This is a genomic window from Pseudomonas tremae (genome assembly GCF_023278125.1).
GTDB lineage: Bacteria > Pseudomonadota > Gammaproteobacteria > Pseudomonadales > Pseudomonadaceae > Aquipseudomonas > Aquipseudomonas tremae.
Genome location: NZ_CP066270.1, coordinates 833,865 through 859,972 on the forward strand (window position 1 = coordinate 833,865; position 26,108 = coordinate 859,972).

Annotated in this window: 27 protein-coding genes and 1 pseudogene; 12 read left to right on the top strand and 16 right to left on the bottom strand. The window is 60.6% G+C overall.

The genetic code is table 11. From position 1 onward, the window contains the following. From eutC to exaC, 3 genes are all read right to left on the bottom strand, one after another. Entirely contained in the window at nt 1-864 is an 864-nt protein-coding gene (gene eutC, locus I9H09_RS03855; protein ID WP_005887255.1) for an ethanolamine ammonia-lyase subunit EutC, read from the bottom strand. Next, on the bottom strand, nt 861-2,255 hold the full coding sequence (locus I9H09_RS03860; RefSeq protein WP_005887257.1) for an ethanolamine ammonia-lyase subunit EutB: 1,395 nt from the start codon (nt 2,253-2,255) through the stop codon (nt 861-863). Before I9H09_RS03860 ends, eutC begins: the two co-directional genes overlap by 4 nt. 319 nt (nt 2,256-2,574) lie before the next feature. Then, nucleotides 2,575-4,095 (bottom strand): acetaldehyde dehydrogenase ExaC, encoded by a 1,521-nt coding sequence (gene exaC / locus I9H09_RS03865; protein WP_005887259.1) that lies wholly within the window; start codon nt 4,093-4,095, stop codon nt 2,575-2,577. Between the two features lie 225 nt (nt 4,096-4,320). Here exaC and mpl point away from each other — a divergent pair, with 225 nt between their 5' ends. Genes mpl through I9H09_RS03880 form a run of 3 tightly spaced genes read left to right on the top strand, consistent with a single transcriptional unit; the run spans nt 4,321 to nt 6,573 of the window. Next, on the top strand, nt 4,321-5,670 hold the full coding sequence (mpl, locus tag I9H09_RS03870; protein WP_122346556.1) for a UDP-N-acetylmuramate:L-alanyl-gamma-D-glutamyl-meso-diaminopimelate ligase: 1,350 nt from the start codon (nt 4,321-4,323) through the stop codon (nt 5,668-5,670). Beyond that, a complete protein-coding gene (gene ubiX, locus I9H09_RS03875) occupies nt 5,667-6,296 on the top strand; it encodes a flavin prenyltransferase UbiX (protein ID WP_005887265.1) in 630 nt (209 codons plus the stop codon). The genes mpl and ubiX overlap by 4 nt, the downstream gene beginning before the upstream one ends. Continuing rightward, a complete protein-coding gene (locus I9H09_RS03880; RefSeq protein WP_005887267.1) occupies nt 6,289-6,573 on the top strand; it encodes a YceK/YidQ family lipoprotein in 285 nt (94 codons plus the stop codon). Before ubiX ends, I9H09_RS03880 begins: the two co-directional genes overlap by 8 nt. Before the next feature lie 101 nt (nt 6,574-6,674). Here the strand turns inward: I9H09_RS03880 and I9H09_RS03885 are convergent, their stop codons facing one another. From I9H09_RS03885 to I9H09_RS27050, 3 genes and pseudogenes are all read right to left on the bottom strand, one after another. After that, a complete protein-coding gene (locus I9H09_RS03885; RefSeq protein ID WP_122325268.1) occupies nt 6,675-7,316 on the bottom strand; it encodes an oxidoreductase in 642 nt (213 codons plus the stop codon). 26 nt (nt 7,317-7,342) lie between these two features. Beyond that, on the bottom strand, nt 7,343-9,070 hold the full coding sequence (locus tag I9H09_RS03890) for a C13 family peptidase (RefSeq protein ID WP_122346555.1): 1,728 nt from the start codon (nt 9,068-9,070) through the stop codon (nt 7,343-7,345). Between the two features lie 140 nt (nt 9,071-9,210). Next, nucleotides 9,211-9,348: pseudogene (locus tag I9H09_RS27050) on the bottom strand (hypothetical protein); the annotation flags it as partial. Between the two features lie 186 nt (nt 9,349-9,534). On the opposite strand from I9H09_RS27050, the gene I9H09_RS03900 reads away from it, so the two are divergent. From I9H09_RS03900 to I9H09_RS03910, 3 genes are read left to right on the top strand one after another with little or no spacing between them, the layout of a single operon-like run. Next, nucleotides 9,535-9,897 (top strand): CidA/LrgA family protein, encoded by a 363-nt coding sequence (locus I9H09_RS03900; RefSeq protein ID WP_005887274.1) that lies wholly within the window; start codon nt 9,535-9,537, stop codon nt 9,895-9,897. Next, on the top strand, nt 9,894-10,610 hold the full coding sequence (locus I9H09_RS03905; RefSeq protein ID WP_005887276.1) for an LrgB family protein: 717 nt from the start codon (nt 9,894-9,896) through the stop codon (nt 10,608-10,610). The genes I9H09_RS03900 and I9H09_RS03905 overlap by 4 nt, the downstream gene beginning before the upstream one ends. A gap of 16 nt (nt 10,611-10,626) precedes the next feature. Then, nucleotides 10,627-11,217 carry an LON peptidase substrate-binding domain-containing protein gene (locus I9H09_RS03910; RefSeq protein ID WP_005887277.1) on the top strand — a complete coding sequence of 197 codons (591 nt, stop codon included), beginning with the start codon at nt 10,627-10,629 and terminating at the stop codon, nt 11,215-11,217. 143 nt (nt 11,218-11,360) lie between these two features. On the opposite strand, the gene I9H09_RS03915 is transcribed toward I9H09_RS03910, so the two are convergent. The 6 genes from I9H09_RS03915 to I9H09_RS03940 form a co-directional block, all read right to left on the bottom strand. Further along, nucleotides 11,361-11,924, bottom strand: coding sequence for a DUF4136 domain-containing protein (locus tag I9H09_RS03915; protein WP_122346554.1), 564 nt, complete (start codon nt 11,922-11,924; stop codon nt 11,361-11,363). Nucleotides 11,925-11,941: 17 nt separating this feature from the next. Then, on the bottom strand, nt 11,942-12,565 hold the full coding sequence (locus tag I9H09_RS03920; RefSeq protein WP_122346553.1) for a DUF4136 domain-containing protein: 624 nt from the start codon (nt 12,563-12,565) through the stop codon (nt 11,942-11,944). 19 nt (nt 12,566-12,584) lie between these two features. After that, complete coding sequence (locus I9H09_RS03925; protein WP_122312275.1) at nt 12,585-13,334, bottom strand: methyltransferase domain-containing protein; 750 nt, start codon at nt 13,332-13,334, stop codon at nt 12,585-12,587. Beyond that, entirely contained in the window at nt 13,331-13,636 is a 306-nt protein-coding gene (locus I9H09_RS03930) for a MazG-like family protein (RefSeq protein WP_005887283.1), read from the bottom strand. Before I9H09_RS03930 ends, I9H09_RS03925 begins: the two co-directional genes overlap by 4 nt. Before the next feature lie 120 nt (nt 13,637-13,756). Then, entirely contained in the window at nt 13,757-14,617 is an 861-nt protein-coding gene (locus I9H09_RS03935; RefSeq protein ID WP_122346552.1) for a MaoC/PaaZ C-terminal domain-containing protein, read from the bottom strand. Nucleotides 14,618-14,647: 30 nt separating this feature from the next. Next, on the bottom strand, nt 14,648-16,003 hold the full coding sequence (locus I9H09_RS03940; RefSeq protein ID WP_005887287.1) for a 3-oxoacyl-ACP reductase: 1,356 nt from the start codon (nt 16,001-16,003) through the stop codon (nt 14,648-14,650). Nucleotides 16,004-16,111: 108 nt separating this feature from the next. Between I9H09_RS03940 and I9H09_RS03945 the strand changes: the two genes are divergently transcribed. The 3 genes from I9H09_RS03945 to I9H09_RS03955 all read left to right on the top strand — a co-directional run bounded on the left by I9H09_RS03945 (nt 16,112) and on the right by I9H09_RS03955 (nt 19,289). Further along, the gene (locus I9H09_RS03945; RefSeq protein WP_122346551.1) at nt 16,112-17,389 is read left to right on the top strand and encodes an acetyl-CoA C-acetyltransferase; all 1,278 of its coding nucleotides are present in this window, start codon (nt 16,112-16,114) and stop codon (nt 17,387-17,389) included. A 174-nt stretch (nt 17,390-17,563) separates the two neighbouring features. After that, complete coding sequence (locus I9H09_RS03950) at nt 17,564-17,842, top strand: hypothetical protein (RefSeq protein ID WP_122346550.1); 279 nt, start codon at nt 17,564-17,566, stop codon at nt 17,840-17,842. 31 nt (nt 17,843-17,873) lie between these two features. Further along, entirely contained in the window at nt 17,874-19,289 is a 1,416-nt protein-coding gene (locus I9H09_RS03955; protein WP_122346549.1) for a DUF726 domain-containing protein, read from the top strand. A gap of 6 nt (nt 19,290-19,295) precedes the next feature. Here the strand turns inward: I9H09_RS03955 and I9H09_RS03960 are convergent, their stop codons facing one another. Then, nucleotides 19,296-20,324, bottom strand: a complete 1,029-nt coding sequence (locus I9H09_RS03960; RefSeq protein ID WP_042931981.1) for a bile acid:sodium symporter family protein — start codon at nt 20,322-20,324, stop codon at nt 19,296-19,298. 85 nt (nt 20,325-20,409) lie between these two features. Between I9H09_RS03960 and I9H09_RS03965 the strand changes: the two genes are divergently transcribed. Together I9H09_RS03965 and I9H09_RS03970 are read left to right on the top strand one after the other, a co-directional pair. Further along, complete coding sequence (locus I9H09_RS03965; RefSeq protein WP_122312279.1) at nt 20,410-21,213, top strand: AraC family transcriptional regulator; 804 nt, start codon at nt 20,410-20,412, stop codon at nt 21,211-21,213. A gap of 245 nt (nt 21,214-21,458) precedes the next feature. Continuing rightward, complete coding sequence (locus I9H09_RS03970; protein WP_005887299.1) at nt 21,459-22,358, top strand: PA4780 family RIO1-like protein kinase; 900 nt, start codon at nt 21,459-21,461, stop codon at nt 22,356-22,358. Between the two features lie 328 nt (nt 22,359-22,686). Here the strand turns inward: I9H09_RS03970 and cueR are convergent, their stop codons facing one another. From cueR to I9H09_RS03985, 3 genes are all read right to left on the bottom strand, one after another. Then, nucleotides 22,687-23,025: a Cu(I)-responsive transcriptional regulator gene (cueR, locus tag I9H09_RS03975; RefSeq protein ID WP_122346548.1), complete on the bottom strand. Its 339-nt coding sequence runs from the start codon at nt 23,023-23,025 to the stop codon at nt 22,687-22,689. Then, entirely contained in the window at nt 23,022-25,220 is a 2,199-nt protein-coding gene (locus tag I9H09_RS03980; RefSeq protein WP_005887302.1) for a heavy metal translocating P-type ATPase, read from the bottom strand. Before I9H09_RS03980 ends, cueR begins: the two co-directional genes overlap by 4 nt. A 69-nt stretch (nt 25,221-25,289) precedes the next feature. Continuing rightward, entirely contained in the window at nt 25,290-25,670 is a 381-nt protein-coding gene (locus tag I9H09_RS03985) for a hypothetical protein (protein ID WP_005887304.1), read from the bottom strand. Between the two features lie 145 nt (nt 25,671-25,815). Between I9H09_RS03985 and I9H09_RS03990 the strand changes: the two genes are divergently transcribed. Next, nucleotides 25,816-26,013, top strand: coding sequence for a heavy-metal-associated domain-containing protein (locus tag I9H09_RS03990; protein ID WP_005887306.1), 198 nt, complete (start codon nt 25,816-25,818; stop codon nt 26,011-26,013). Nucleotides 26,014-26,108 lie beyond the last annotated feature (95 nt).

A 26,108-nucleotide genomic window follows, 5' to 3' on the forward strand; every position in this document is an offset into this window, starting at 1 on the left:
CTAATGCGGGTCAGTCGGACCATCGAGCAGGAAATTGCCGATCTGCTTGCCTGAATTGTCGGCAGATCCATCGGACTCCAGGGTCTTCAACTCGGCTTCATCCTTCAGGCTGACGCCGGAAATCTTCCGTCGGCAGGCTTCGCGCATCAGGTACAGCAGGCGGTGCGCGGCCATCGCGTAACTCAGCCCTTCCAGACGCACGTTGGAAATGCAATTGCGATGCGCGTCATTCAGGCCTGCCTTGGGGGCGTAGGTGAAATACAGCCCCAGGCTGTCAGGGGAACTCAGGCCGGGGCGTTCGCCGATCAGGATGACCACCATCTTCGCGCCGAGCAGCTCACCGATTTCGTCCGCGACGGCCACGCGGCCCTGTTCGACCATGATCACAGGCGACAGCGTCCAGCCGTCGGAACTGGCTTGTTCTTCGAGCCGTGTGAGAAAGGGCACGGCATGCCGATGCACGGCGAGGGCCGACAGGCCGTCGGCCACCACCACGGCAAGATCAAGACCGCCTGGGTGAGCTGCAGCGTAGTCGCGCAGTGTCTGCGCAGACTCGTCGTTCAGGCGACGGCCCAGGTCCGGGCGTTGCAGGTAGCAGTGCCGGTCGGCAGCAGCGCTGTGCAGCAGCAAGGTTTCGCGGCCTTTTTCAGTCAGTTGAGCGCTGATCGCCGCGTGATCGAACGCGAGATGCACGGCGTCGCGCGCTTGGGCATGTGCGGCTTGAAAGTCGAGCTGCGCGGCGGTAGGCAAGCTGGTACCGGTGCGGCCCAGTGCAATGCGTGCCGAGGTCAGGCGGCGCAGTTCCAGCCAGGGGTTGGCTGGCTGGGTGCTGTCTTGGATCTCGTTCATCGGCTTGTCACTCATGCGATGTGCGCCAGTGCCTGGCGAAAGGCGAGCGGAAGGCTGTCACCGAAGCGCACGCGGCCGTCGGCCTGAGTGAAAATGCCCATTTTTTCCAGCCACGCTTCGTATTCCGGTGCGGGACGCAGGCCCAGGCTTTGTCGGGCGTACAGCGCATCGTGGAACGAGGTGGTCTGGTAATTGAGCATGATGTCATCGGAGCCGGGAATACCCATGATGAAGTTGATCCCGGCCACCCCCAGCAGCGTCAGCAGGGTGTCCATGTCGTCCTGGTCGGCCTCGGCGTGGTTGGTGTAGCAGATGTCGCAGCCCATCGGCACCCCCAGCAACTTGCCGCAGAAGTGATCCTCCAGACCTGCACGGATGATCTGTTTGCCGTTGTACAGGTACTCCGGGCCGATGAAACCGACTACGGTATTGACCAGAAACGGGTTGAAATGCCGTGCGACGGCGTAGGCGCGGGTCTCACAGGTCTGCTGATCGACGCCGTGGTGGGCGTTGGCTGACAGCGCGCTGCCTTGCCCAGTCTCGAAATACATCAGGTTATTGCCGAGGGTGCCACGGTTCAGGCTCAGTCCCGCTTCATAGCCTTCCTGCAGCAACTTGAGGCTGATGCCGAAACTGGCATTGGCGGCCTCTGTGCCGGTGATCGACTGAAAAACCAGGTCTACCGGCACGCCCCGGTTGATCACCTCAATGGACGTGGTGACGTGGGTCAGTACGCAGGACTGGGTCGGGATTTCATAGCGCTGGACGATGGCGTCGAGCATTTCCAGCAACGCGACAATGGATGAAGTGCTATCAGTGGCCGGATTGATGCCGATCATGGCGTCGCCGTTGCCGTACAGCAGGCCGTCCAGCACGCTGGCGGCAATGCCGGACGGGTCATCGGTGGGGTGATTGGGCTGCAGGCGGGTCGACAATCGACCGCGCAGGCCCATGGTGTTGCGAAAACGGGTGACGACACGGATTTTCTGCGCCACCAGCACCAGATCCTGCACACGCATGATCTTCGATACTGCGGCGGCCATCTCCGGTGTCAGGCCCGGTGCCAGCGCACGCAAGCTGGTTTCGTCAGCCAGGTCGCTGAGCAGCCAGTCACGAAAGCCGCCGACGGTCAGGTGGCTGACCGGCGCGAAGGCCGCTTTGTCGTGAGTGTCGATGATCAGGCGGGTGACTTCGTCCTGTTCGTAAGGGATCAGGGCTTCCTGGAGAAAATGAGTGAGCGGAATATTCGCCAGCGCCATCTGTGCGGCTACCCGTTCGCCGTCATTTTGCGCCGCGACTTCCGCGAGGTAATCACCGGAACGCGCCGGGCTGGCCTTGGCCATGACTTCTTTGAGGCTGTCGAAGCGGTACGTCTGCGCACCGACAGAATGGGAAAAGCTCGCCATACAGATTCTCCATGACGTCGCGCTGCTCGCGTCGAACGTAGTCTTTCGGCCAAACCGGTGACGTCCCGGTTCATACGACTGTGGGAAGCGATGTAAGCAATTAATACTCCATTCGGGCCGCAAGTGCGATTTTGTAGGCGTAAGCGGAGGGTCTAGGGGCGGGTTGCATCATCCAGGAGCGATGAGCGGTCGTATGATGCACAGCGTTGGTGCGCGTGTTTTTAATGGCGTAGAGCTTCAGAAACAGCGTTACCACGCCGGAGCGTGGTAACGATCATCGATCTCGAAATGACTATCGATCATCAAGCTATCAGCGGGCTTAGAAAAAACCCAGCGGATGGGTGTCGTAGCTCACCAACAGGTTTTTGGTCTGCTGGTAATGCTCAAGCGCGACTTTGTGGGTTTCGCGGCCGACGCCGGATTTCTTGTAACCACCGAATGCGGCGTGCGCCGGGTACAGGTGGTAGCAGTTGGTCCAGACGCGTCCTGCCTTGATCGCTCGGCCCACACGGTAAGCGCGGTTGATGTCACGGGTCCACAGGCCGGCGCCCAGACCAAACTCGGTGTCGTTGGCGATCGCCACAGCTTCTGCTTCGTCCTTGAAGGTCGTGACGCTGACTACCGGGCCGAAGATTTCCTCCTGGAAGACGCGCATCTTGTTATTGCCTTTAAGCAATGTCGGCTGGATGTAGTAACCCGTCGACAGATCGCCCTCCAGCTTCTCGACCTTGCCACCGGTCAGCAACTCGGCGCCTTCGCCCTTGGCGATGTCGAGGTACGAAAGAATCTTGTCGAATTGTTGCTCGGACGCCTGGGCACCGACCATCGTGTCGGTGTCGAGCGGGTCGCCACGCTTGATCTTCTCGACCTTGCGCAGCACTGCTTCCATGAACTGCGGGTAAATCGATTCCTGCACCAGTGCGCGGGAAGGGCAGGTGCAGACTTCGCCCTGATTGAAGAACGCCAGCACCAGACCTTCGGCGGCTTTGTCGATGAACTCCGGTTCGGCGCTCATGATGTCTTCAAAAAAGATGTTCGGTGACTTGCCGCCCAGCTCGACGGTAGACGGGATGATGTTGTCCGCGGCTAGTTTCATGATATGCGAGCCGACGGGTGTCGAGCCGGTGAAGGCGATTTTGGCGATACGCTTGCTGCTGGCCAACGCCTCACCTGCCTCGCGGCCATAGCCCTGCACGATGTTCAGCACGCCAGGAGGCAGCAGGTCGCCGATGAGTTCGATAAGCACGCTGATCCCCAGCGGGGTCTGTTCGGCAGGCTTGAGCACTATGCAGTTACCGGCAGCCAGCGCCGGGGCGAGTTTCCAGGCGGCCATCAGGATCGGGAAGTTCCACGGGATGATCTGCCCGACCACGCCCAGCGGCTCGTGAATGTGGTACGCCACGGTGTTGCCGTCTATTTCGGCAGCGCTGCCTTCCTGAGCGCGCAGCACGCCAGCGAAGTAGCGGAAGTGGTCAGCGGCCAGCGGAATATCGGCGTTGAGGGTTTCGCGAATCGCCTTGCCGTTGTCCCAGGTCTCGGTGATGGCCAGAACTTCCAGATTGGCTTCGATGCGGTCGGCGATTTTCAGCAGGACCAGCGAACGGGCCTGTACTGAGGTCGAGCCCCAAGCGTCGGCGGCAGCGTGCGCAGCGTCGAGTGCCTTTTCGATGTCTTCGGCAGTAGAACGCGGGAATTCGGCAATGGGCTTGCCGTTGACGGGCGATGTGTTGGTGAAGTACTGACCTTTGACCGGCGCGACGAATTCGCCGCCAATATAGTTACCGTAGCGTTCCTTGAAGTTGACGATAGCGCCTTCGGTACCGGGATGAGCGTAACGCATGGTATGTCTCCTGGTTCTTGTTGTGAGGGAGTCTGTGTCGATTCTGCTTTCGGGTGTGTGGCAACAGGCGTTCAAGAATAGGCCATTTGTATTCAGCCGTGATCAGGACTTTAGGCTTATCTGCCGCGCATTGAAATGCCCCGCGCGCGCAATCCGGCGCACAAACTCAGGGTGCCATTTCACCGCCCCTACGTTAACCTGCGTGGATGTTCTGAGAGGTTGGTCATGCACATTCATATCCTTGGTATCTGCGGCACGTTCATGGGTTCGCTGGCGGTACTCGCCAAAGAGTTGGGCCATCGGGTTACCGGGTCCGACGCCAATGTCTACCCGCCGATGAGCACCCAGCTCGAAGCTCAGGGCATTGAGCTGACTCAGGGTTACGATCCTGTGCAACTGATTCCGGCACCGGATCTGGTGGTCGTCGGCAACGCGCTGTCGCGTGGCAACCCGGCGGTTGAATATGTCTTGAATCAAGGCTTGCCCTACGTGTCTGGTCCGCAATGGCTGGCGGACCACGTGCTGCAGGGCCGCTGGGTACTGGCGGTGGCCGGTACGCACGGCAAGACCACCACCAGCAGCATGCTGGCCTGGGTACTGGAACACGCGGGCATGAGCCCCGGCTTTTTGATTGGCGGCATCCCACAAAACTTCGCGGTATCGGCTCGTCTGGGTGGGACCCCGTTTTTCGTGGTGGAAGCCGACGAATACGACAGCGCCTTCTTCGACAAACGCTCCAAGTTCGTCCACTACCGTCCGCGCACTGCGATCCTCAACAATCTTGAGTTCGATCACGCCGACATTTTTCCCGATCTGCCAGCCATCGAGCGCCAGTTTCACCACTTGGTGCGCACCATCCCGAGCGAAGGTCTGGTGATTCACCCGACCACAGAGCCCGCGCTGTCACGCGTCATCGAGATGGGCTGCTGGACGCCGGTGCAGACCACGGGTCAGGGCGGTCAGTGGCAGGCGCGGCTGTTGAGCGAAGACGGTTCGCGATTCGAAGTGCTGTTCGAGGGTGAGCTACAGGGCGCGGTCGAATGGGACATGACCGGTCAGCACAACGTCGCCAATGCGCTGGCGACCCTCACTGCCGCGCGCCATGTCGGCGTGGTGCCATTGCTTGGCGTGCAGGCATTGAGCGCGTTCAAAAGCGTCAAGCGCCGTATGGAAAAGGTCGCCGACGTTCGCGGCATTACCATTTATGACGATTTTGCTCACCACCCGACTGCGATCGCGACCACCCTGGATGGTCTGCGCAAGAAGGTCGGCGCTGCGCCGATCATTGCGGTCATCGAGCCACGCTCCAATTCCATGAAGCTCGGCGCACACCGCGACGGTCTGCCGGAAAGCGTGAACCAGGCCGATCAGGTGGTCTGGTATGCGCCGCCCAATCTGGGCTGGGACCTTGCTGCCACCGTAGCTGGGGGAACTGTACCAGCGCAGGTATGTGATTCGATTGAAGCGATTATCGATCAGGTGAAGAGCCAGGCGCAGCCCGGCACGCACATCGTGATCATGAGCAACGGCGGCTTTGGCGGTCTGCACGGTAAACTGGCCGAGGCGCTGAAATGAGCGGCCCGGATCGCGTCACGGTTGCCATGACCGGCGCATCGGGTGCGCAATATGGCCTGCGTTTGCTGGATTGTCTGGTGCGAGAGGATCGGGAAGTACACTTCCTCATTTCCAAGGCTGCGCAACTGGTGATGGCCACCGAGACTGATGTGCGCCTGCCGCCCAAGCCGATGATGATGCAAGCCTTCCTGACTGAGTACACCGGCGCCTCAGCCGGGCAGATTCGTGTGTATGGCCGTGACGACTGGATGTCGCCAGTCGCTTCGGGTTCGGGTTCGCCCAGCGCAATGGTGGTAGTGCCGTGTTCCACAGGGTCGCTGTCGGCAATTGCCACCGGCGCGTGCAACAACCTGATCGAGCGTGCCGCCGATGTGACGCTGAAAGAACGTCGTCAGTTGATTATTGTGCCTCGCGAGGCGCCTTTTTCCAGCATTCACCTGGAGCACATGCTCAAGCTGTCGAACATGGGGGTGGTGATTCTTCCGGCATCTCCCGGTTTTTATCATCAGCCGCAGACCATCGACGACCTCGTGGACTTCGTGGTTGCGCGAATTCTCAATCTGCTGAACATCCCTCAGGACATGCTGCCGCGCTGGGGGGAGCACCATGTGGGCGCGGATGAGTAAGCTGCTGCTGGTGGCGTTGGTGCTGACACTGACCGGCTGCGCCACGGCGCGCACCCTGAATGCGGCGAAGCCTGGCGCGCCAGTGGTGTATGCGGGTACCCGGCTGAACATGTACGCGCTGCAGGGCGGCTGCTGTGCCGCCGACCGTTTTGGTGCAGAAGCCCCGAGCTATCCGGGCCTGGACCTGCCTGGCAGCGCGCTGCTCGACACCTTGTTGCTGCCGCTGTCGTTGCTGACGGCGGCGGGCTTCGGAGTGCAGGCTACGGGTGGGCTTTAGGGGGTTGATCTTCTTGCACTAGTACCAGGACGACTATCGTGCCATTGCCCTGCGTCACGAATCGTCAGTCTGGGAACGATCATCAAGCTCCTGCCGCCGGCTTATTTGCCCAGTTTGCGCAGCTCATCCGACTCGACAATCCGCACACCATTCTGTTCTTCCAATGCAAGACGCCACATCGCGCGGGCCAGTTGGCAGGCTTCGATGGCGCCGTATTTGCCCGGGATCAGTTTGGCGATGGGGGCGGCCAATTGTTCGACCCAACGGGTCTCACTGCGGCTTCCCACCAGCAGGGAAGGGCGGGCGATGGTCAGTTGCGGCCAGTCCTGGGCACGAAGCGCCTGTTCCGTTTCGCCTTTGATGCGGTTGTAGAAAGTGCTGGATTTGGGGTCTGCCCCAATGGCGCTGATGACCAGTAAATGACGCGCACCCAGCTCGCGTGCCCGCTGCGCGAAGGAAACTACCAAGTCCAGGTCGACCGCCTTGAAAGCGTCCTGCGAACCTGCTTGCTTGATCGTGGTGCCCAGGCAGCAGAAAGCAATGTCCACACGCCCATCCAGTGCAGGCAGCAGCGCAGTCAGATCGCCGACCGGGTTCTCGAGGTGGGGATGTTCCGCCAGCAGGCGGCGCGTCGGGGCCAATACGCGGCTGACGGTTGGCTCGTTGAGCAGGCGATCAAGCAAATGCTCGCCGGTAAGCCCCGTGGCTCCTGCAAGCAGGATGTGTTGCGGCGTCAGATACATAGACTTCTCCCTTGATTCTGATAAGCCTAGCGGCTTGTCGAGGTCTTCGCTTCCGTGCGATTCAACGCCGTATTCAAAGCGCGTTCGGCCTGGCTTCTGCGCAACTGCTGCCAGCGCGCCAGAACTCCTTTGGGTGCCCATATCTGCGGCTCGGAGGCCTCGAAACTCTCTTCGGTCTCGCGTTGCGCGACATAGGTTTTGGCATCATTGAAAGCTTGTTGCAGGTCATCGGTTTCGACCAGTGCCCGGGCAAATAGTGCATCGCCGAAATAAGTGAAGTCGGCTTCTTCCGAGCAGCCGAACGAGACCCTGTCTTCGCGTGAGGCGGTCATGATCAGGGTACGCTCGTCTTTGAGGTCCGAGATGAAACCACCGGAGTAACAGGCCGAAATCACCACTACCTTGTCGCGATTTTTCAGCGGTGCAAGGGCGGCAGCCAAGGCGTCGGCGGGCAGGTCGGCCAGCGACAGGCGTGGTTGATCCAGCACCAGCTCGTGGTCCTGAGTGCCGTGGCTGGTCAGGTAAATGAACACCAGGTCTTCCGGGCCGGAGCGCTGGGCGATGGTCTGGACTGCGCGCGTGATGGTCTCACGGGTGGCCATCGGGCGGTCAGCCATGTGGTCGCGGTGGTTGACCAGGCTGATCTGGCCGGCAGCGCCGAATCGGGATTTGAGCAGGTTGCTGACGTAGTCCGCCTCGCGCATGAACACACTTTGCTTGCCGTCGCCCCCCACAACCAGCGTGTACAACTCGGTGGCCGGCGTGGAGGCTGGCACGGCAGCGAGAGCCTTGTCCAGCAGGCTGCCTTGCGCCAGCAACCCGGCTTCAAGCGGATCGGGCAGTAGCTTGCCTTTGGCATCACGCACGCGTTGGCCGTTGGTCCAGATGCCTCTTTCTTCCTTGCCTTCCGGCGATATCAGTACGCCGTTGCCCTGATAGGTGTCATCGGCGAATTGCCCGACATAGCGGCTGCCGTCAGCCAGTTGCAACTGACCCTGGCCCGAAAAGCGCCAGTTGTCGAAGTCGCCCTTGTAGCGACTGCCGTCGGAGCCGATCAGTTCGCCCTTGCCGGTCAGCGCGCCCTCTTTGAATTCACCGCTCCAGACATCGCCATCGCTATTTTCATAGCGGCCCTGGCCGTCAATCTGGCTGTTGCGGAAGTGGCCGACGTATTGATCGCCGTCAGCGCTGGTAAAGCTGCCGACGCCTTGCAACTGGCCGTTGACAAAGTTGCCACTGTATTGGTTACCGCTGGCGTCACTGCGTGAGCCCTCGCCGTTGGCTTTGCCATTGGCGAACATGCCTTGGTGCTGGCTGCCGTCTTCCAGCTCCAGACGACCAGGGCCGTCGTACAGCCCGGCCTTGAACTGGCCTCGGTACAGCACGCCTTTGTCTTTTTGCGTGCCTTCGCCATCGCGCAGCCCGAGTTTGAAGTTCCCCACATAGCTCGCGCCGTTGTGGCTGGTCAGTCGGCCCTGGCCGTGAAACAGGCCTAGTTCAAAGCCGCCTTTGTAGACATCGCCGTTGGCTGCGTGCCATTCACCCTGGCCCTGCCACAGGCCTTTCTCGAACTGCCCGGCGTACCAGCTGCCGTTCGGGTAATCGATTCGCCCTTGGCCCTGCAACGCACCGTTGACGATGTCACCGCGATAACGTCCGCCGTCTGGCAGACGGCCGTCGGGGGGCAGCAGTGATTCGCCATCACCGCAGCCTGCGATCAAGAGGGTCAAAGCCAGTGGAGCGAGCGCGCGCATGTGATATCCCGGGAGATTGATTCAACGGCGGCCTCGGCTCTGCTTGAGCAGATGTCTTGGGGCACGACCGCAGAGGAGTATGCCGCAGCGAGTAAGCGGGATGAAACAGTCTGTTACGACTGTTTCATGTTTTAAACGTGTTACACGAAACAAAGCGTTAGCGGTTCAGCGATAAAGGCAGGTTTTTCCTGCCCCTCGACCTCCGTCACGTCAGTCAGCCGGACCACGAAACGAACGCGCGCACTGACCGGCAGCGGCTGAATGAAGCGCACGCCTTCCTTGTCCGATGGGTTTTGGCCGCAAGAGCTGCGGTCGTCGGGTTGCAGGTGAATCACAAGATCAGCAGCGGGCTGGCCGGTGCTCAAGTGACCGACGGCGCGCGAATACCGGGTCATAGTCTCTGGCCCGGCGTGTTTATAATGACGCCGTGACGTCGCCGGATTGGTTTATTTGCTGGAGTTCTCATGTTGTTACGGGGTTTGACATGGCTGGTGCTGTTCCAGTTACTGGGAACGGCACTCAACCATCTATTTCTGTCGATACTGCCAGGGCCGATCATCGGCCTGGTATTGCTGATGGCCTATCTGATGATGCGTGGTGAGGTGAGCGAACCTGTCAGCGTGGCGGCCAGCAGCCTGTTGCGTTATCTACCACTGCTGCTGGTGCCGCCAGCTGTCGGTGTGATGGTTTACGCATCCGCCATCGCCGAGGATTTCTGGGCGATCTTCGGCACGCTCACCTTGTCGCTGATGATTTCACTGACGTTTGCCGGCTGGCTGATGCAGAAACTCATCCAGCGTCAGAGCCGTCGCCGGGAGGTCTCATGAGCATGGACTGGCACGGTGCGTGGCTGTCGGTGATTCACCATCCCTTGTTCGGGATCGCGATCACGTTGGGGGCTTATCAACTGGCGATGGCCGCGTACGAAAAAACCCGCTGGCTGTTCCTGCAGCCCGTGCTGGTGTCGATGATTGTGGTGATCGGGGTCGTGCTGTTCTGTGGCCTTGAGTACGAAGAGTACCGTAAAAGCACTGAAATCCTCGGTACGCTGCTGGGGCCTGCCACCGTTGCGCTGGCCGTGCCGCTGTATCTGAACATGCGACGGATTCGGCAGTTGCTCTGGCCGGTGTTGACTACGCTGGTAATCGGCGGGGTATTTGCCACCGGGCTTTGCGTGGGGCTCGGAGTACTGTTTGGCGCCGATCACATGATCCTGATGACAATGGCGCCGAAGTCGGTGACATCGCCGATCGCCATGCTGGTGGCCGAGCAGATTGGCGGAGTCGCTGCGCTGGCGGCGGTTTTTGTATTGATTACCGGGGTATTTGGTGCCATTTTCGGCCCGGGTCTGCTGTCGCTGGCCGGGGTGGATCATCCCGCAGCTCGCGGCATGGCACTGGGCTTGACCGCGCATGCGGTGGGAACGTCCGTGGCATTGCAGGAAGGTGAGGAATCGGGGGCTTTTGCTGCGTTGGCAATGAGTCTGATGGGCGTTGCAACGGCATTGTTCCTGCCGCTGGCAATGTCGCTGGCCATTTGAAGGGAGGGGGCTTTACATGACATTGCCATTGTTTCCACTGAACGCCGTACTGTTTCCGGGCTGCGTTCTTGATCTGCAGCTGTTTGAAGCACGCTATCTGGACATGATCGGCCGCTGTATGAAGCAGGGCCAGGGCTTTGGTGTGGTGTGCATCACCGAGGGCAGCGAGGCCGGGTCTGTGCCGGACGGCTACTCGCGGATTGGCTGCGAAGCGCTAGTCGAGGATTTCGAGCAGCAGGACAACGGTCTTCTGGGCATCCGGGTCGTGGGTGGACGCCGCTTCCGGGTAGTCGCAGCCGAAGTTCAGCGCGATCAATTGCTGGTGGCCGAAGTCGAGTGGCTGACAGAGCCTGAAGAGCGTCCTTTGCAGGAAGAAGACGCCGACCTCGTCGCGCTGCTCGAAGCCCTTGCCGAGCACCCGATGGTCGCGTCGTTGAACATGGGCGTGTCCGCCGAGGGCCAGTATTCGCTGTCCAATCAGCTCGCCTATCTGCTGCCATTCACGGAAAAGGACAAAGTCGGCCTGCTGGAAATCGACGACCCCGAAGAGCGCCTTGACGCGATTCAGGAACTGCTCGATGAAATGCAGGGCGATATGCAGGCTTGAGGTTAAACGTAATCTCGTGCCAATGCTCCGCGTTGGCATGCATTGAGTGAGACTTTACGTCACAACCCCAAGCTACTCACTCAAGGCCGGACGCAGAGCCTGCGCAACGAGAATCGTGACTGTCGCACGGTATTAAGGCTCAATCACCGCGGCGGGTATTGCTCCAGTATCTTCGCGACGGTCGTGCGGATAGCCTGGTCGCGTTCAGCCGGGTTGCCGGCATTGTCACTGAGAATGCGCTCGGTGCTGCCGCGCCAGACCAGTTTGCCGTCCTTGCCGTCGAACAGATCAATCTGCAGGGTGCTGACCTTGTAGTCGACGCTGCGCGTTTCGGTGTTCATCGGGCCGCTCCAGTAGCCGTAGCCTCCCCAAGGGCTCCAGCCGCCGCCGTAATTGGTGCTGACGGTCTGCTGGCGATTTTCGACAATCAGCCAGGTCTGCACTTTCAGATCCGCGCGCGCGCCACTTGCGGCCATGCGCAAGCCGCGCTGGTCCAGCTGCTCGCTGATCGACTGACGGATGCGCTGCTCGGTCAGGTCGCTTTTGAGGCGCGGGTCATCCGGTTGATACTGAACGCCGGGCTCCTTCCAGCTCCAGGTGCGATAACCGGCGAAATCCCGCTGGGCATCAAAGTCACGATTGATCGAGTTGCTCTGACAGGCAGCCAGTAGCACAGCGCAGGACAGCAGGACGATACGGCGGAACATGGCAGTTCTCCGAAAGGTTACGAAGGCGGATAAGCCGTCAGCGCTTGTTGCACGGCCTGACGTAGAGCTTTGCTGCGGTCTGCCAGATTATTGCTGCTATGTGCGTCTGCACTGGCGCTCCAGACGGGCTGGCCCGTGCGGGCATCGAACAGGTTGATCTGCACCACCATTACTTTTTCCTGATACGTGCGCACCACCGGCACGCTGGCGTAACCGCCATAACCTGGCCGATAGCCACCGTAAGGCCCGTAGCCCGGGCCGCCACCGTAATACGGATCGACGTCTTCGCGCACCTGACGCAGGCGCACCTCCTGACGCGTCGTGGCGCTGACGTACAGGTCGGCAGGCTGATTGTTGCGGGCTGGCCGCAGGCCACGCTGATCCAGGCCATTGCTCAACGCTTCGACCACCTGCGCCGAATCCACCCAGGCTGTTCCGGGCGGCAACTGCCCGTTGAGCCAGCCCCAGGTCCGGTACTTCGCATAATCTCGCGGCGGCGCAGGGTAGGCGCTCATGTCCAGCGTGTTGGCTGCCTGCTGCGGCGCAGGCGGCATAGGCAGCGAACTGGCCACGTAAGGATTGTCGCTTTGGCAGGCACTGACCCCGAAGAACAGAGCCAGCAAGGCAAGACGGTACTTCATGGTGGTCTCCGCAATAGTGTCAGACCGGACGGCAGATCCAGTGCAGGTATCGACCCAGCCCTGCAAAGGCTGGGTGACGCCGATGCGCCAGCTCCATCTCCAGCAGCTCTGTCAGTTCGGCCCGAGCCTGGAATTCTATCGGCATGTAATCGTGAAACACCCGCACACCGCTACGGGTTTCGATGCTCCACAACCCCTCAAGTTGCGCCTCTAGCTCACGAGGGTCGAGCGGTTGTTGAGGTGTCAGGCTCTGCTTTTCTCCGGCCATGTCATTCTTGCGCATCTTGCGGAAATGGCCTTTCAACAGGTTGCGATAGATCAGCGCGTCGCGGTTATAGAACGCCAGTGACAGCCAGCCGTCGTGCTTGGTCAGCTGGCGCAGCACGGGAAGGATCGTGTGCGGCTCGGCGAGCCATTCCAGCACAGCGTGGCACAGCACCAGATCATATGTGTCACTCAGTAATCCGGGCAGCGCTTGCCAAGGGGCCTGAATGAAGGTTGCCGTCTGTCCGGCATCGGCGAAACGCTGGCGCGCGCCTTCCAGCATGGGCTCGGCAGGTTCGGCCAGCGTCACCTCGTGGCCTTGCTCGGCCAGCCACAGCGACATGTGGCCCAGGCCCGCGCCGATGTCCAGCACGCGCAGTGGTCGGTCCGGCAATGCCTCGGTCAGATCTGCCTGCAGCACGGCGAGGCGAATGGCGCCTTTCGCGCCGCCATAGATCTTTTCCGCAAAGCGGGTCGCCAACTGGTCGAAATGACGGTCACTCACGGGGCGAATCTCCGTTCGCTGTCCGCCAGTTTGTTGCGTACCACCTCTTCCATGTCCAGCCCCAGTTCGCTGCACAGCAACAATAGGTACAGAACGATATCGCCAACTTCCTGGCCGGCATGCTCCAGTTGGTCGGCAGGCAGCTCGCGGGACTGGTCTTCACGCAGCCACTGGAATATTTCCACTAGCTCGGCCATCTCCACGCTGGCCGCCATGGCCAGGTTCTTGGGGCTGTGAAATGGCTTCCAGTCGTTCTGGTCGCGAATACGGTGCAGGCGTCGGGTCAACTCGTCGAGGTTCATTGTGCTCTCCTGAAGACGCATAGCTTCAGGGGGAACGGTCCGCCAGGCAAGTGGGCGTTCGGGTTTGTTCAGCCAAGGCTCAATCATGACCAGAGAGCCATGCTCCCGAATCAGGAAAACCTACCGGGTAACCGGTTGCCAGCTACCAGTCATGTGCACAATGTCATTGTCGTCATCCACCCGGAACTGCCCCTGCGAACCTCCGGCACTGGCCGACAGCATCACATCGGCAGGCAGGCGCACCGACTTCTTGAACTGTGCGCTGATTTCGATATTCGAGGTGGGCAAGTGCTCATCGAGTGCGGCCAGGGCGCGTGCCTTCAGCCACATGCCGTGAGCGATGGCCCGTGGGAAGCCGAACATCTTGGCGCTGGGTGCGCTGAGGTGAATCGGGTTGTAGTCGCCAGACACCTTGGCGTAATCGCGGCCAATCTGCGGCGGTGCCCGCCAGCTTTCCACCTGCATCAGCGGGAGCTGCACCGACTCTTCCGGCTCAGCGGACGAGCTGTCCGATTCGGCAGCGGTACAAAGCATGGTGCTTTCTTCTTCCCAGAGCAGCCCCAGCCCGTCTTCGGCCTGCGTCACCAGCGTGAACATCGCGCCCTTGCGGTGCGGGCGCAGGTTGGTGGCCTGCACGCTGATGTACAGCTGACTGACGCCACCCAGCGGGCGATGGATACGGATGCAATTATCGATGTGAATCAGCCCCAACAACGGGAACGGAAATTCCTGCGACGTCATCAACTGCATCTGTAGCTGAAACGCCATGACATGCGGATAGGTCGGCGGCAGCAGGCTGCTGTCCTCAAACCCACAGACCTTGCGATATGCCTCTACCTTTGTAGCGTCTACTGCAACCCAGCTGCGCAAGCCAAGATCGGGTAACTGCGAGCCTGTCACCTTGCGGCGGCGCATTGCCGCCTGCAGGAACAGGTTTGAAAGGGGTTGCAGAGAATCGAGGTAGCGCCAGCGAGCAGTCATTATCCATCTCCTTGAGCTTGGTACAGGGCCTCAGGCCCCGATTACACTTTGACCACATACACGCAACACTTGACCGCTCACCGCGCCGCTGCCTGCCTGGCTGAACCACGCCACCGCTTCGGCAACATCCTGAGGCGAGCCGCCCTGGCCCAAAGTACTCATGCGCCGACCCGCTTCGCGCAGAGTGAAAGGCATCTTGGCCGTCATCTTTGTTTCGATAAAACCTGGGGCAACTGCGTTGATACTGATACCACGGGCCTTGAGCGCCGGGGCCATGGCGCGGGCAAAGCCGATCAGCCCGGCCTTGCTGGTGGTGTAGTTGGTCTGACCGCGATTACCGGCGATACCGCTGATCGAGGCCATCAGCACGATTCGTGCGTTGTCGTTCAGTGCGCCGCCGTCAAGCAGGGCCTGGGTCAGTACTTGCGGGGCATTGAGGTTGACGGCCAGTACCGAGTCCCAGAAGTCCTCCGGCATGTTGGCGAGCGTCTTGTCGCGAGTAATGCCGGCATTGTGAATCAGAATATCGACGCCCCCTGGCAAGTGCTCGAGCAACTGGGCGGGAGCATCCTCGGCACAGATATCCAGCGCCAGAGCCTGGCCGCCGAGTCGCGAGGCCAGTGCTTCCAGTTCATTTCGGCTTTGTGGCACGTCCAGCAGGATGACCTGTGCGCCGTCACGCGTCAGGGTTTCGGCAATCGACGCCCCAATGCCCCGCGCAGCGCCGGTGACCACAGCCTTGCGTCCGGCCAGCGGGCGTGTCCAGTCCTGGACCTGTGTCGGGCAGGCGCTCAGGTGAACGAGCTGGCCTGTAATGAACGCCGCTTTGGGTGTGAGGAAAAAGCGCAACGCGCCTTCCAGTTGATCCTGCGCATCTTCATCCACCTGCAACAGCTTGACTGTTGCACCGTTGCGCATTTCTTTGGCCAGCGAGCGGCTGAAGCCTTCTATCGCCTGCTGAGTGCTGGCCGCCAGCGGGTCTTCCAGCGTTGCTGGCGACCTTGCCAGAATCACCACATGCGCGCAGTGGTCGAGGTTGCGCAACAGGGGTTGAAAGAAATCACGGAGCTGCTTGAGCTGGTCGGTTCGCAGGATCTGACTGGCATCGAAAACCACTGCCTTGAGCCGAGGCCCCTGATTGGCCACCCAGGTGCTGGCACCGGGCATTTCGCTGCCGAAGCTGTAAAGCGAGTCGGTCAGGCGGCTGGCGAATTGACGGACCTGATCGCCCAACGGTCCGGCGCTGATCAAAAGCGTCCCTTCGACGGGGCGAAGGCGCCCGGCCTGCCAGCGCTCCAGGTGCGCAGGGGCTGGCAGACCTGTAGCGTTCACCAGACGCCGACCCATATCGGAGTTGGCGAAATCTATGTAGCGATCTGACGGCATGGAACACTCTCCTGAAGTCGGGGTTCAAAGGAATGGACCACGTTGGTACGACGTTCGTTCTTGCGATCGACACGGCTCATTCATTCGTTTGTAGAAAGGGAGTTTTCCATGACGCATCCACGTCGGGTCGCCATCGTCGGCGGTAACCGTATTCCGTTCGCGCGCTCCAACGGCCCTTACGCGAAGGCGAGCAATCAGGACATGCTGACCGCGGCCCTCGAAGGCCTGATCGAGCGTTTCAATCTGCATGGCTTGCGCTTGGGCGAAGTGGTGACCGGCGCGGTACTCAAGCACTCCAGAGACTTTAACCTGACCCGTGAATGCGTGCTGGGCTCGCGGCTGTCCGCGCAGACCCCGGCCTACGACATTCAGCAGGCGTGCGGCACCGGGCTGGAGGCGGCATTGCTGGTAGCCAACAAGATCGCGCTGGGGCAGATCGACTGCGGCATTGCCGGAGGCGTGGACACTACGTCGGATGCGCCTATAGGTGTCAATGAGGGGCTGCGCAATATCCTGCTGCAGGTCAATCGCAGCAAAACTCCTGGCGACAAGCTCAAGACCCTTCTGCAACTGCGCCCGCATCATCTCAAGCCCGAGCTGCCGCGCAACGGTGAGCCGCGCACAGGCCTTTCCATGGGGCAACATTGTGAGTTGATGGCGCAGGCCTGGGGCATAGAACGTGCGCCGCAGGACCAGCTTGCGCTGGAAAGCCACCTGAAAATGGCCGCGGCCTATGCCGAGGGCTGGCAGGATGATTTGATGACGCCCTACTTGGGGCTGAACCGTGACAACAACCTGCGCCCGGACCTGACGCTGGAGAAACTGGCGAGTCTCAAGCCCGCTTTCGAGCGCAGCGCCAAGGGTACGCTGTCGGCGGGCAACTCGACGCCGCTGACCGACGGCGCGTCCGTCGTGCTGCTGGCCAGCGAAGAGTGGGCTCGCGAGCGGGGTTTGCCGGTGCTGGCTTACTGGCGTGATGGTGAGGCGGCGGCTGTGGATTTCGTCAAGGGCGCAGAAGGGCTGCTGATGGCTCCGGTCTATGCCGTGCCGCGTCTGCTGGCCCGCAATGGCCTGACCCTTCAGGATTTTGATTACTACGAAATTCACGAAGCCTTTGCTGCTCAGGTGCTGTGTACCCTCAAGGCTTGGGAGGATGCCGATTACTGCAAGACCCGCCTGGGGCTGGACGCGCCGATGGGGACGATCAATCGCAGCAAAATGAACGTCAAAGGCAGTTCGCTCGCAGCCGGCCACCCGTTTGCCGCCACCGGAGGCCGGATCGTCGCCAACCTGGCCAAACTGCTGGATGCGGCAGGCAGCGGGCGCGGACTGATATCCATCTGCGCCGCAGGCGGGCAGGGCGTGACGGCGATACTTGAGCGTTAGGCAAATACCCGGGGACATGGGCATAATCCGCTGCTGCGTGGTCAAGGTTGGACGCGGAGCGTCCAGAACGGCATGCCCACGCGGAGCATGGGCACGCATTTCGTGACACTCTGCGTCACAGCCGCGCGAGGGATGGCTAATCAGTACTATTGGCGTGTAACGTTGAGGTAAAGCATGGGGCTCATTATTGGCGTGTCGGTACTGGCAGTTCTGATCAGCGCCGCGCTCTATCTCTTCGACAAAGGCGCGCGGACTCGCTGGTTGCGGCTTTACATCGGCCTTGCGCTGATCGGTTTGCTGATCGGCGGGATGGGGTTGCTGGTGGGGCTGGTGTCCGATGACATCGAAGGTTATTTTTTGCTGGTTGCCAAATGGGTGATCGCCGTGACCGGTATCATGTTCTGCCTGCGACTGATCATGCTGATCGCCAAACGCTTCATCGTCAGAAATTGAGCGCGCAATTCCCCATGCGTGACAGGACAACGTGGAAAATCATTTCAAGTTTCTGACCCTGCCCAAGACATCGGGCGAGGTCGCCAACGTCTTCATTCACGGATACTCGTCAGGCCACGATCTGGATGACCGGCGCATGCTGGCCAACAGCATCCCCGGCGCCTTGCGTCAGAGCGTGAATATTCTGGCCTTTTGGCCGTCGAGCCATTTCACCCAGATGGATAATCGCTCTCGGGGCCTGCTGATGGCTGCCGCTCGTGTGCATCCACTGGCGGGTGCAGCGGCGCTGGCTGGGGACCGTGTCGTGCATTTCGCGCGTATCCGCAACCGCGCCCGGGACATGGGTAAAGTGCTGCTGGCGCAACTCGATCGCTACTTGTTCGAACATCATCCGGGCGTCAAACGCGTTAATCTGATCGGTCATTCTCTGGGCGGACGATTGTTGATCAGTGCGCTCAAGCACCTGGAACAGCCTCTTGAGCATGGTCTGGTCGTGGACGACGTGCTGTTGATGGCTGCAGCGGTGCGCATCGAGCCCGGCGAGGCGCAAGCGCTCAAGCAGAAGATCAGCGGACGGCTGATCAACGCCTATTCCAGCGACGACCATGTGCTGCTGCTCAACCTGGGCGAGAAAAGCCTGGGGCGCACGCCAGTCGAGCATTTTGAAAACGTGCGCATGCCGGGCTACCGCCACCATCATTACTGGCGACGCTTGCACGAGGTGCTGATCGCCACCGGGTTCAGCGGCTGCGAAGGGCTGAAAACCGGTGTTGCCGTGTTACCGACAACGACCCGCGACCCGGTCTTGCAAGACACCTGGCTACATGACGTATTGGCGCGCTCGCCGGATTACGTGCTGGAAGCGGCGATCAGGCACCTGCGCAGCAGTCGCTGGACCCGTCTCAAGGAAACCGAGGCGAACCGCACGTACGCCTTCGTGCGTGAGTTTCAGCTGGTTGCCGGGCACTTTCTGATCAATGCTGCCCGACGCAGAGGCGTGCCTTACACGCGAGTGCTGGGCATGCTGGCGCGGCAATATGGCCTGGACGCTGCATTGCACCAGTGCGCAACGGTCGTTGAAGTGGAAGAACTGCTGCTCAAGACCTTTTTCCGCCACGCGTTCAACAATGAACATCCGCTGGTGCAAATGCCCCGTGCCAGCGTGGGCGCGATGGGTTGGGAGGTATACGCCGCGCATGTCGATGCCTTGGCCGAACGCTTGACCGTTGCAGCGTTTTTCAAACCCGTGTTGCCTGACACCCGTGCACTGCCTGAAAAAGCGCCCGGTTCGATCAAGGGTTTGCTGGGCGCGATTCGCCAGGCCCCGGTGCAGCGCCTGCTGACACATTTCGGCACTGCGCTCAGGCCAGGCTATTCGGCGCTGATCCCGACCGTGGCGATCGTTTTCTATGCGCGCGTCACGCTTGATGACGACGCGCTGATGTAGCGTGCGTCAGGCGGCACGCGCCTCTTCCAGTGCGGCTTCCGACAATTGCTGACGGTGACGGCTGGCATAGCTCTCGGCAATCACCGAGCATACGATCAACTGCATCGGGTGATAGATCATGATCGGTAGCAGGATCAGCCCCAGCCCAGGATTGCTGCCGAAGATCAGCGCCGCCATCGGCGCACCGGCTGCCAGAGACTTCTTGCTGGCGCAGAACACCGCAGCAACCTTGTCGGCATGATTGAACCTGAGCACCCGCGCAGTGCGTGTGGTCATCAACAGAATCACGGCCAACAGTAGCGCGGTGCCGATGAAGGCGGTCAGGAGCACGCTGTTGCCCTGGCTTTGCCACATTCCCGAAATCATCGAATTGCAGAACGCCGCGTAGACCAGCAACAGGATGACCATCTTGTCGATCAGGTTGGTGTACTTCTTGTGCCGTGCGAAGAGTTTGCCGAGCAGTGGTCGCATCAGCTGGCCCAGCACCAGCGGCAACAGGAGCATGGCGCACAGGCTCAGCAGGGTGTCACCCAGATCGATACCGCCTGCGCCAGTGCCGACCAGCAGACTAACCAGCCACGGCGTGATGAAAATCCCGATGACGCTGGACATGCTGGCGTTGAGAATCGCGGCGGGAACGTTGCCGCCCGCACTGCCGGTCAGCGCCACCGAAGACGAAATGGTCGAAGGCAGGGCGCACAGGTAGAAGAAACCCAGCATCAGCAACGCCGGCACGTGCGAGCTGAGCAGTCTGTCACAGGCCAGCCATATCAGCGGGAACACCACGAAAGTGAACACCTGGATCATCACGTGCAGTCGCCAGTTGGTCAGGCCTCTTTTGATCTGCTCGCTGGAGAGGTTTACGCCGTGCAGAAAGAACACCACAAACACGCCGATGTTGATCACATATTCGGCGTGCATGTTGCCGCCGGTAGCCCCGAAACGCGGAAAAAAATAAGCCAGTACCGTGGCCAGAACCATGCCCCACAGGAACCAGTCGGTGGCGACGCGCTTGAAGTGTTTGAGTGATTGCATGGCGAACTCGGACATCTTTTGTCATCAGGGATGCGCGCAGGCTACTCTGTTGTCCAGCAGCCGTCTTGCGACACAAGGCCATAAGATGCCGACTAACGGACAACTCGATCAGCGTCATCCTGAAGGAGAGCGACAGATACCGGCGCTGTCCGGTTTGCCGCGTCCGCTGTATGCCCGCGCCGAAAGCCTAAGTGCCGGTTCATGGACGCCGCCTCATCGTCACGACTGGGTGCAGTTTTCCTATGCAATCAGCGGCGTCCTGGGGGTACATACTGCCGAGGGCAGTTTTTTTGCTCCGCCGCAGTGGGGCGTCTGGGTGCCTGCCGGGCTTGAGCATGAGGTGGTGACCTCCATGCGCGCCGAAATGCGCAGTTTGTACATTCGTACGGCTGATTCCAGCTGGGCACCGCAGTGCTGTCGGGTTCTAGAGGTCACGCCGCTGGCCCGCGAGCTGATCAAGAGCTTTTGTCTATTGCCTGCGGACTATCCCGAGCAGGACAGCCATGAGTCACGGCTGGTGCAGGTGCTGCTGGATCAACTGGCGGGCTTGCCCGAAGTCGGATTCTCACTGCCGTTGCCGCGTCATCCGCGCTTGCTGGGGCTGTGCAACGAATTGATCGAGGAACCCGGCCAGTTGATCACCTTGCACGACTGGGCCGATCGTTTGGGAACGTCGGAGAAAACCCTGATGCGCCTGTTTCAGCGTGAAACCGGGTTGAGCTTCCGGGGCTGGCGTCAGCGAGCACGCTTGCTGTCTTCGCTTTCTGCACTGGAAGAGGGCGCCAGTGTCACCCGGACCGCGCTGGCCTGCGGCTATGACTCGACATCAGCCTTCATCGCAGCGTTCAAGGGGTTGTTCGGCTATACACCCGGCGACCTGTTCAAGTGAAATCGCTTGGCCTGGGCGCACTGAGCCGGGTATATCGTCGCGTTTTTTCTGCCTTTACATGTTTTGTCCCGGAATATCTTTCTTCTGCCGCGCGGCACGAAAGGTGCTTGAAACCGGGGCATTGAGCGGTTTTTGATTAAAAAACCTTTCAATCCAAAGGGCACTACCCCTACTCGCTGGCGGAGGATTGCCGTATAACGGCAACAATCGCGTATCTGGCAACAAAGGACCCACAATAAAAGCTGATGAAAACTCCTAAACGCATTGAACCCCTGATCGAAGACGGTCTGGTCGACGAGGTGCTGCGCCCGCTCATGAGTGGTAAAGAGGCAGCTGTTTATGTGGTGCGCTGTGGCAACGAGCTGCGGTGTGCCAAGGTTTACAAGGAGGCTAACAAACGCAGTTTCCGTCAGGCGGCTGAATATCAGGAAGGCCGCAAGGTACGCAACAGCCGACAGGCTCGGGCCATGGCCAAGGGCTCGAAGTTCGGGCGCAAGGAAACCGAGGACGCCTGGCAGAACGCCGAAGTGGCTGCACTGTTTCGTCTGGCCAGTGCTGGCGTCCGGGTGCCCAAACCGTATGACTTCCTTGAAGGCGTACTGCTTATGGAGCTGGTGGCCGACGAATACGGTGATGCCGCCCCGCGTCTGAACGACGTGGTGCTGGAGCCGGATCAGGCGCGCGAGTATCACGCGTTCCTGATCGAGCAGATCGTGCTGATGCTGTGCGCCGGTCTGGTGCACGGTGACCTTTCCGAGTTCAACGTTTTGCTGGCGCCATCCGGTCCGGTGATCATCGACTTGCCGCAAGCGGTCGATGCAGCGGGAAACAACCATGCGTTCAGCATGCTGGAGCGCGACGTCGGCAACATGGCGTTGTACTTCGGCCGCTTTGCGCCTGAGCTGCGCAAGACCAGGTTCGCCAAGGAAATGTGGTCGTATTACGAGGCTGGCACCTTGTCGCCAGCCACGGTGCTGACCGGCGAGTTCGACGAGCCGGAGGACGAAGCCGATGTCGGTGGCGTACTGCGCGAAATCGAAGCAGCCCGTCTCGACGAAGCCCGCCGTCAGGCAGCCCGTGCTGCAGATGATGAGCCGCCGGGTAAATCCGCCGAAGAACCGCCACCGCCGTGGATGCAGCACTGACCTTTCCCGTGTCTATCGTGCCAATGCCCCGCGTTGGCATGCAGTTCGTGACGCTCTGCATGACAAATATTCAGACTGGTGGCACAGCAAGCGTAATCGGGCACAAGGCCTGAATAGCGCTTGCATCTTTACGGCCTAAAGCAGGCGTTAGTGCTGATGTGCGACGCGAAGCGCCACGAGCCGCATTCCCACGCGGAGCGTGGGGACGTATTGATAACTGCCCGGCTCGCTCCCACGGGAGTGTTGCGAGACCTGTCTTAGGCAGTGTCTAGCAACACCCGCCCGACGCCAGGTCCTTGAGGATCGGGCAGTCGGGTCGGTCGTCGCCCTAGCAGTGTTCAACCAGTTCCTTAAGCGTGTCGCGCAGGCTCGCCAGTTCCTCGATCTTGCGATCAAGGTCGCTTATGTGTTTTCGAGCCAGCGCCTTGACGTCGGCGCTGGCGCGTTGGCGGTCTTGCCAGAGGGTCAGCAGTTTGCCGACCTCGTCCAGCGAAAAGCCCAGATCCCTCGAGCGCTTGATGAACGCCAGCGTGTGCAAGTCTTCTGTGCTGTACAGGCGATAACCGCTGTCGCTGCGATTGGCCGCTTTCAGCAGACCAATGGATTCGTAGTAACGGATCATCTTTGCGCTCAAGCCGCTGCTTTTTGCAGCCTGGCCGATGTTCATGGTTTTTCCTCCAGGTCGCGCGGTTTCCAGGTTTTCAACAGCAGAGCGTTGCCCACCACGCTGACGCTGGACAAGGCCATTGCCGCGCCCGCCAGCACCGGGTTGAGGTAGCCCAGCGCGGCCAGAGGAATGCCGATCAGGTTATAGACGAATGCCCAGAACAGGTTCTGGCGGATCTTGGCGTAGGTCCGGCGGCTGATCTCCAGGGCTGCCGGTACCAAGCGCGGATCGCCGCGCATCAGGGTGATACCTGCGGCATGCATCGCTACATCCGTACCGCCGCCCATCGCAATGCCTACATCAGCCGCCGCCAGCGCCGGTGCGTCGTTGATGCCGTCGCCGACCATTGCCACGACATGATTGTTTTTCAATTGCGTGACGGTGTCCGCCTTGTCGGCAGGCAGCACCTCGGCATGCACATCATGGATGCCCAGCGCCCTGGCAACGACTTGCGCGCTGCCGCGGTTATCGCCAGTCAGCAAGTGGCTGGTGATACCACGCGCGTTCAGCGCCCTGATCGCCTGATCGGTGCCGGGCTTGAGTGTGTCACCGAAGGCGAACATGCCGATCACCTTATGCTCCGGTGCTGTTTCGATCAGCCAGGAAAGGGTACGCCCTTCGGCTTCCCAGACACGTGCAGATTCGGCCAGCTGGCCCATCGGCAGGCCGCTTTCGTCCAGCAGGCGCCGATTACCCAGCGCCAGCTCACGGCCCTGAACAGTACCGGCTATACCTCGGCCGCTTAGCGCGCGGCTGTCTTCGACCGGATCGAGTTTGAGTTGCCATTCATGGCAAACGTCCAGCACCGCTTTGGCCAGCGGGTGCTCGCTGCCGCGTTGCAGGGCGCCTGCCAGTTGCAGCAGGAGTTCTTCGTTGCCCAGCACCGCGCTCATGTTGGTGATGCGTGGTGTGCCCGAGGTCAATGTGCCGGTCTTGTCGAACACCACGGCGTCAACGTTGTGGGCACGCTCCAGTGCGTCGGCATCCTTGATCAGAATGCCGTAGCGCGCCGCCACGCCGGTGCCAGCCATGATCGCCGTTGGCGTCGCCAGCCCCAGAGAGCAGGGGCAGGCGATCACCAGCACGGCCACGGCATTGATCAGCGCCACTTCCAGAGAGGCGCCAACCAGCATCCAGCCCGCCAGCGTAAAGAAAGCGATCACCAGAACAGTCGGCACAAAGACCTGGCTGACTTTGTCCACCAGCTTTTGAATGGGCGCCTTGCCCGACTGCGCTTCTTCTACCAGGCGAATGATGCGCGCCAGAACCGTCTCAGTGCCGATCGCTGAAGTTCTGATCAGTAGACGGCCCTCACCATTGATGGCGCCGCCCGTGACCTTGTCACCCGATTGTTTGAACACCGGCAGACTTTCTCCAGTGATCAGCGCTTCGTCGGCATGACTGCGACCTTCGAGCACCTCGCCGTCTACCGGGAAGCGTTCTCCAGGCTTGACCAGCACGTAGTCGCCAATTCGCAGTTTGCTGATTGCCACTTCATGCTCAACGCCATCGACCATGCGCAGCGCGTGCTCCGGGCGCAGGGCCTCTAGGGCACGAATGGCGCTGGCTGTCTGGCGTTTGGCCCGGCTTTCCAGGTATTTGCCCAGCAACACCAGCGCAATGACTACCGCTGACGCTTCGAAGTAAAGGTGCGGCGTGGTGCCGGGTGCGGCGCTCAGCCATTGGTAGGCACTCAGCCCGTAGCCGGCGCTGGTGCCGATGGCAACCAACAGGTCCATATTACCGGCGCCTGCTCGCATGGCTTTCCAGGCGGCGACATAGAAGCGCGCGCCCAGAATGAATTGCACCGGTGTCGCCAGCGCAAATTGCGCCCAGGCGGGCAGCATCCAGTGCAGACCCAGAGGTGCCATTGCCATCGGCAGTATCAACGGCAGTGCCAGTGCGATTGCCAGTACCAAGGCCCAGCGCTCATGCTGCAAGTGACAGCGTTTGCTGTCGGCTTCGGCGCGATGGTCCTGAATCAGCGTTGCACCATAACCGGCGCGGCTGACAGCGGCGACCAGCGTCTGCGGGTCGGTTTGCAGGGCGGTGACTACGTGGGCGCGTTCACTGGCCAGATTGACCGTCACGCTGTTGACCCCCGGCACTTTGGCCAGGGCACGTTCGACCCGGCCTGCGCAACTGGCGCAGGTCATGCCGCTGATCGGCAGGTCGAAGGTGGTGGTGTCTTGCATCTCTATCACTCCCTGAGGCTGGATACCTGCAAGGATCAACCTTGCCACATGGGCAAGGTCAAGCGCGAATCAATAGTTGAGGTCGGCCTTCTTGAGGTACAGCCCGTTCAGGTCGGTGGCAATGCGGTATTTGAGAATGTCCCCGGCGCGCAGTTTGATCTTGATGTTGTTCTGCGCTTCCATGCCTGATTCGCAACCCCTGACGGCGCCGCCTAGCCTGCGCAGCCGCACGGACACTTCACCCGGCGGCAGGTTGAAAGACACCGAGTCCTCTTGAAACAGGCGCCCGGCCAGTTGATCCTGAACATAAATACCGATTTCACAGGAGGTAGCCACCTCCAGTCGCTCTCGGGAAATGATCAGGATGCCGTAATCCTGAGCAGCCTGCGTGGCAGGTGCGATAGCCAGAAAACCGAGAATGGCGAAGAGACTCACTGCTGACCAGCGCATCGCTGATACTCCTGATGTAAACGTATTGACTCAGCTTGGCCCACGATCAGCCTGAATACCAGCCCGGCAGGAATCACAGAAACTTGACCTTGTCATGATGGCAAGGTTGAAGATGCCCGACATTCATCACAGAAGGAGTAGCACCATGCAGTTATTCAACGTTCAAGGCATGACCTGCGGGCACTGTGTTCGCGCCGTGACCGACGCCATCCGGCACGATGATCCCGCCGCCGATGTTCAAGTCGAGCTGGCCAGCAAGGAAGTCAGGGTGCAGAGCAGTCTGTCGCCAGAGCAGATTATCAGGTTGATCGGCGAAGAGGGTTATCAGGCGCAGTTGGCCTGAGCCTTGGCGAGGGAAGCCGAACTTGCGAAACAGGGGCGGCTCCCGGTATATAAAGTTTGAAAAACTTTGAATTAATTATCCTGTCCTCCGTCCTC

What these genes read in the sequence shown, in the direction of transcription:
- eutC (WP_005887255.1), bottom strand. Translation starts at nt 864, where the DNA reads ATGAGTGACAAGCCGATGAACGAGATCCAAGACAGCACCCAGCCAGCC.
- I9H09_RS03860 (WP_005887257.1), bottom strand. Translation starts at nt 2,255, where the DNA reads ATGGCGAGCTTTTCCCATTCTGTCGGTGCGCAGACGTACCGCTTCGAC.
- exaC (WP_005887259.1), bottom strand. Translation starts at nt 4,095, where the DNA reads ATGCGTTACGCTCATCCCGGTACCGAAGGCGCTATCGTCAACTTCAAG.
- mpl (WP_122346556.1), top strand. Translation starts at nt 4,321, where the DNA reads ATGCACATTCATATCCTTGGTATCTGCGGCACGTTCATGGGTTCGCTG.
- ubiX (WP_005887265.1), top strand. Translation starts at nt 5,667, where the DNA reads ATGAGCGGCCCGGATCGCGTCACGGTTGCCATGACCGGCGCATCGGGT.
- I9H09_RS03880 (WP_005887267.1), top strand. Translation starts at nt 6,289, where the DNA reads ATGAGTAAGCTGCTGCTGGTGGCGTTGGTGCTGACACTGACCGGCTGC.
- I9H09_RS03885 (WP_122325268.1), bottom strand. Translation starts at nt 7,316, where the DNA reads ATGTATCTGACGCCGCAACACATCCTGCTTGCAGGAGCCACGGGGCTT.
- I9H09_RS03890 (WP_122346555.1), bottom strand. Translation starts at nt 9,070, where the DNA reads ATGCGCGCGCTCGCTCCACTGGCTTTGACCCTCTTGATCGCAGGCTGC.
- I9H09_RS03900 (WP_005887274.1), top strand. Translation starts at nt 9,535, where the DNA reads ATGTTGTTACGGGGTTTGACATGGCTGGTGCTGTTCCAGTTACTGGGA.
- I9H09_RS03905 (WP_005887276.1), top strand. Translation starts at nt 9,894, where the DNA reads ATGAGCATGGACTGGCACGGTGCGTGGCTGTCGGTGATTCACCATCCC.
- I9H09_RS03910 (WP_005887277.1), top strand. Translation starts at nt 10,627, where the DNA reads ATGACATTGCCATTGTTTCCACTGAACGCCGTACTGTTTCCGGGCTGC.
- I9H09_RS03915 (WP_122346554.1), bottom strand. Translation starts at nt 11,924, where the DNA reads ATGTTCCGCCGTATCGTCCTGCTGTCCTGCGCTGTGCTACTGGCTGCC.
- I9H09_RS03920 (WP_122346553.1), bottom strand. Translation starts at nt 12,565, where the DNA reads ATGAAGTACCGTCTTGCCTTGCTGGCTCTGTTCTTCGGGGTCAGTGCC.
- I9H09_RS03930 (WP_005887283.1), bottom strand. Translation starts at nt 13,636, where the DNA reads ATGAACCTCGACGAGTTGACCCGACGCCTGCACCGTATTCGCGACCAG.
- I9H09_RS03935 (WP_122346552.1), bottom strand. Translation starts at nt 14,617, where the DNA reads ATGACTGCTCGCTGGCGCTACCTCGATTCTCTGCAACCCCTTTCAAAC.
- I9H09_RS03940 (WP_005887287.1), bottom strand. Translation starts at nt 16,003, where the DNA reads ATGCCGTCAGATCGCTACATAGATTTCGCCAACTCCGATATGGGTCGG.
- I9H09_RS03945 (WP_122346551.1), top strand. Translation starts at nt 16,112, where the DNA reads ATGACGCATCCACGTCGGGTCGCCATCGTCGGCGGTAACCGTATTCCG.
- I9H09_RS03950 (WP_122346550.1), top strand. Translation starts at nt 17,564, where the DNA reads ATGGGGCTCATTATTGGCGTGTCGGTACTGGCAGTTCTGATCAGCGCC.
- I9H09_RS03960 (WP_042931981.1), bottom strand. Translation starts at nt 20,324, where the DNA reads ATGCAATCACTCAAACACTTCAAGCGCGTCGCCACCGACTGGTTCCTG.
- I9H09_RS03965 (WP_122312279.1), top strand. Translation starts at nt 20,410, where the DNA reads ATGCCGACTAACGGACAACTCGATCAGCGTCATCCTGAAGGAGAGCGA.
- I9H09_RS03970 (WP_005887299.1), top strand. Translation starts at nt 21,459, where the DNA reads ATGAAAACTCCTAAACGCATTGAACCCCTGATCGAAGACGGTCTGGTC.
- cueR (WP_122346548.1), bottom strand. Translation starts at nt 23,025, where the DNA reads ATGAACATCGGCCAGGCTGCAAAAAGCAGCGGCTTGAGCGCAAAGATG.
- I9H09_RS03980 (WP_005887302.1), bottom strand. Translation starts at nt 25,220, where the DNA reads ATGCAAGACACCACCACCTTCGACCTGCCGATCAGCGGCATGACCTGC.
- I9H09_RS03985 (WP_005887304.1), bottom strand. Translation starts at nt 25,670, where the DNA reads ATGCGCTGGTCAGCAGTGAGTCTCTTCGCCATTCTCGGTTTTCTGGCT.
- I9H09_RS03990 (WP_005887306.1), top strand. Translation starts at nt 25,816, where the DNA reads ATGCAGTTATTCAACGTTCAAGGCATGACCTGCGGGCACTGTGTTCGC.